This is a genomic window from Synechococcus sp. WC101 (genome assembly GCF_047461555.1).
In the GTDB taxonomy this organism is placed as follows: Bacteria; Cyanobacteriota; Cyanobacteriia; order Thermostichales; family Thermostichaceae; genus Thermostichus.
On sequence record NZ_JANSHG010000276.1, the window covers coordinates 1 to 1701 of the forward strand.

General features: G+C 61.4%; 2 protein-coding genes. One reads left to right on the top strand and one right to left on the bottom strand.

Translation table 11 applies throughout. The features are described from left to right. Positions 1 to 524, top strand: a 524-nt coding sequence (locus NW809_RS12390) for a peptide chain release factor-like protein (RefSeq protein ID WP_414402280.1), incomplete at its 5' end; no start/stop codon positions are given. Here NW809_RS12390 and NW809_RS12395 read toward each other — a convergent pair. After that, positions 521 to 1522 carry an o-succinylbenzoate synthase gene (locus NW809_RS12395; RefSeq protein WP_011430112.1) on the bottom strand — a complete coding sequence of 334 codons (1002 nt, stop codon included), beginning with the start codon at positions 1520 to 1522 and terminating at the stop codon, positions 521 to 523. The genes NW809_RS12390 and NW809_RS12395 overlap by 4 nt on opposite strands. Between the last annotated feature and the right edge of the window lie 179 nt (positions 1523 to 1701).

Here is a 1701-nt window from a genome sequence, read left to right on the forward strand (position 1 = left end):
GCATCAGCCCCTTTAACGCCAACGGCAAGCGCCAGACCAGCTTTGCCGGCGTTGAGGTCATGCCTATCCTGGAGGAGGACAATGAGTTCGAGCTGAGGATGGAGGATCTGGAGTTCGAGACTTCTCGTTCCGGCGGGGCAGGGGGCCAAAACGTCAACAAGGTGGAAACGGCGGTGCGGGTTATCCACAAGCCCACCGGCATTGCCGTGCGCTGCACCGAAGAGCGCTCCCAACTGCAAAACAAGGAGCGGGCCATCCAGATCCTGAAGGCGAAGCTGATCGAGCTTGAGGAAGAAAAGCGCCGGCAAAAGCTGGCCGAGATCCGGGGTGAGATGGTGACCCAGGGCTTTGGGGGTCGGATTCGCACCTACACTTTCGATCCCTACAAGTTGATCAAAGACCACCGCACCAACGCCGAAACCTACAATGTCGAGGCGTTTATGAATGGCGAACCGGAGGAGCTGATGCACTTTATCCAGGCCTACCTGCGGCAGGAACGGGCCAAGCAAGCCGCCGCCGTCTAGGGCTGGCTGTGGCGCTCCCACACCGCCTGCATCAGGGCTGCCCGCTCCTGGGCTGAGAGCGTGATCAGGGTGAGGGGATCCCCTTCCTGGAAAAACTCCCCCACCCCCCATCCCAAGGCTCTGGGATGGGCTGTTTTTGCCTGCAGGGATCCCGCCCAAACTAGGCCATGCCAAGCGCCGATGGGCGTTTCCAGGGCGGAGGAGAAGGCCAAATCTAGGCTAGGGTGTTGCCTGAGGTAGTCCCTAAGGGCAAGGCAGGAGCCAACCAAGGAGGGCTTGACCACCAGGATCCCTTTCCAGCCGGCTTGGTGGACAGCTTGCAACTGCTCCAGCCCAACCACGGACTCATCCAAGGCAATGGGAGTCTGAAACTCCCAGCTCAGCCGGCTTAGATCGGCGTGCTGCGCTGGTGGCAAGGGCTGCTCGAAAAACTCAATCTTGCCTGGCCACTCTTGGTTGATCCGGTCACAGAGGGCCAGCCAGCGCCGCGCCCCTTCCAGACTCAGCCCCCCATTGGCATCCAGGCGCAAGCAGGATCCTGCGGGCAACTGCTCCAGCCAGCTTTCTAGCTTTTTCACCTCCTGCTCGAGAGGCTCCACCCCCACCTTGACCTTGTAGGCGGGGTAGGAACCTGAGGGTGGGGTTTTCCCAAAAAGCCCACACCAGGAAAGCCCGGAGAGATCCCTTGCCAGCCAGCCGGGATCCCGACAGGCCAGCCAGGCGCATTCCAGCCCAAAGCGCGTGGCGGGCAAGGTTGCCGGGATCTTCTCGATCTCTGCTTCCGACAGCTCAGGGGGCAACTGCTGACAAAATGCCAGCGCTTCCTCTACGGTCTCGCTGCCCAACCAGGGGATGGGGGCAATCTCCCCATAGCCCTGACCTCCCGTCTCCGCGTCCGTCAGCCGAACCAGGATCCCTTCGCGGATAGACCACAGGCCGTAGCGCGTGCGCAAGGGCTGGCGGAAAGGCCGCCGGTATCGGCAAAACGCAAAGCGCATGTTCAACACCTGGGGATCCCCGCTGCTAGTTTCCCCCCAAGGAAGGGGGAGCCGCTTACTTGGCCAACCTACACCCTATCTAGGGATCCCCCGGAAGGGGGAACTTGAGGACGCGTGGCTAAAGCAAGCCCGGGAGTTCTTAAACTCCCTGGGCGTTTCCAATTTCTAGGGATCCCCCC

Coding starts and splice junctions, on each gene's coding strand:
- NW809_RS12395 (WP_011430112.1), bottom strand. CDS start 1,522: ATGCGCTTTGCGTTTTGCCGATACCGGCGGCCTTTCCGCCAGCCCTTG.